Genomic DNA, 1,886 nt, shown 5'->3' with positions numbered 1-1,886 from the left:
CGCCGGCTGCGCAGGTAGCCGTCGCCGCGCAGGGTCTCGTACGCGGTGGCGACGGTGGTGCGGCTCATCGCCAGTGCGGTGGCCAGCTCGCGTTCGGCGGGCAGCCGGGCGCCGACCGGCAGCCGGCCCTCGGTGACCAGCAGCCGGATCTGTCCGGCCAGGGTGCGGTAGGCGGGGCGGCGGGCGGCGGCCGGCTCGGGGAGCCGGGCGGTGGTGAGCAGCCGCGCGAGTGCGGGCGGGGTGACGGTGGTGTGCCAGTCGACCATGGCTGAAAAGTCCACTTGCTCGGGATTGGCCCTGGAGCGGGCAGCTTTGGACTGGCCATCATGGCAGGGCGGCCATGCCGGCCGCCACCACCGGGCGCCCCGGGGGTGCAGCACCACCGCAGGAGCAGGCCTTGGCCACCACGACCACACCAGGATCAGCCACCCCCACCAGACCCGGACCGGCCGCCGGGCGGACGCTCGCCGTCCGGGTGTTCGGCGACACCCACGCCCTCGGCCGCCGGATACCGCAGCTGTTCGTCGGCCTCGCCCTGTACGGCGTGAGCATGGCGCTGATGCTCCGCGCCGGCCTCGGCCTCGACCCCTGGGACGTCCTGCACCAGGGCCTGCAGCGCACCATCGGCCTCTCGGTCGGCACCTGGGTGACGATCTGCGGTGCCCTCGTCCTGCTGCTGTGGATCCCGCTGCGCCAGCGCCCGGGCCTGGGCACCGTCGCCAACGTGCTGGTGATCGGCGCGGCCATGGACCTCACCCTGCGGGTCGTCGACGGCCCCGGCGCCCTGCCCGCCAGGATCGCGCTGACGGCCGCGGCGATCGCCCTCAACGGGCTGGCCAGCGGCCTCTACATCGGCGCCCGGCTCGGCCCCGGCCCGCGCGACGGCCTGATGACCGGCCTGCACCGGCGCACCGGCCGCTCGCTGCGGCTGATCCGCACCGGCATCGAGGTGACGGTCCTCACCGCCGGGCTGCTGCTCGGCGGCACCGCCGGGGCCGGCACCGTCGCGTACGCGCTGGCCATCGGCCCGCTGGTGCAGCTCCTGCTGCCCTGGTGCACCGTCCCGGTGCCCGCCGAGGACGCCCGGAAGGGATGAACTTCCGGGCACGGAGTTGCCGCGCGCCGTTGTCGCTCGTCGCGCGCCGGGGGCGGAACCTCGTAAGGTCGTCTCCGTGTTGGACGAGATGCGGATACGGGATCTTGGGGTCATCGACGACGCGGTGGTCGAACTCGCCCCCGGCTTCACCGCCGTGACCGGTGAGACCGGCGCCGGGAAGACCATGGTCGTGACCAGCCTTGGCCTGCTGCTGGGGGGACGCGCCGACCCGGGCCTGGTGCGCAACGGCACCGGACGCGCCGTCGTGGAGGGCCGCCTGGAGCTGCCCCCCGGCTCCCCGGCGGCGGTCCGCGCGCTCGAGGCCGGGGCCGAACTGGACGACGGCGCGCTGCTGATCAGCCGGACCGTCTCCGCCGAGGGCCGCTCCCGGGCGCACGTCGGCGGCCGGTCCGTCCCGGTCGGGCTGCTCGCCGAACTCGGCGAGGACCTGATCGCCGTGCACGGCCAGACCGACCAGCAGCGCCTGCTGCGCCCGGCCCGCCAGCGCGGCGCGCTGGACCGGTACGCGGGCGCCTCGGTGGCCGGGCCGCTGGCCCGCTACCGGGAGACCTACCGCGTCCTGCGGGAGGTCTCCGCGACCCTGGAGGAGCTGACCACCCGGGCCCGCGAGCGCGCCCAGGAGGCCGACCTGCTGCGCTTCGGCCTGGACGAGATCGCCGCCGCCGAGCCGGTGGCCGGCGAGGACGCCGAGCTGGCCGCCGAGGCCGAGCGGCTCGGCCACGCCGACGCGCTGTCCTCCGCCGCGACCCTCGCCCACGCGGCGCTGGCC

General features: G+C 76.4%; 3 protein-coding genes. 2 read left to right on the top strand and 1 reads right to left on the bottom strand.

Annotation, left to right across the window (positions count from 1 at the left end):
- Nucleotides 1-266: GntR family transcriptional regulator (locus AE652_RS40520; protein ID WP_049660823.1), on the bottom strand; the 266-nt coding region annotated here is incomplete at its 3' end.
- 131 nt (nucleotides 267-397) lie between these two features.
- Between AE652_RS40520 and AE652_RS40515 the strand changes: the two genes are divergently transcribed.
- Both AE652_RS40515 and AE652_RS40510 read left to right on the top strand, forming a co-directional pair.
- Nucleotides 398-1,096 carry a hypothetical protein gene (locus tag AE652_RS40515; protein WP_074004685.1) on the top strand — a complete coding sequence of 233 codons (699 nt, stop codon included), beginning with the start codon at nucleotides 398-400 and terminating at the stop codon, nucleotides 1,094-1,096.
- A gap of 88 nt (nucleotides 1,097-1,184) precedes the next feature.
- Nucleotides 1,185-1,886: AAA family ATPase (locus AE652_RS40510; protein ID WP_049660825.1), on the top strand; the 702-nt coding region annotated here is incomplete at its 3' end.

The sequence above is a fragment of the Kitasatospora sp. MY 5-36 genome, assembly GCF_001182915.1.
Classification (GTDB): domain Bacteria; phylum Actinomycetota; class Actinomycetes; order Streptomycetales; family Streptomycetaceae; genus Kitasatospora.
Note: the sequence above shows the minus strand (reverse complement) of the source record. Positions and strands in the feature narration are given on the sequence as shown.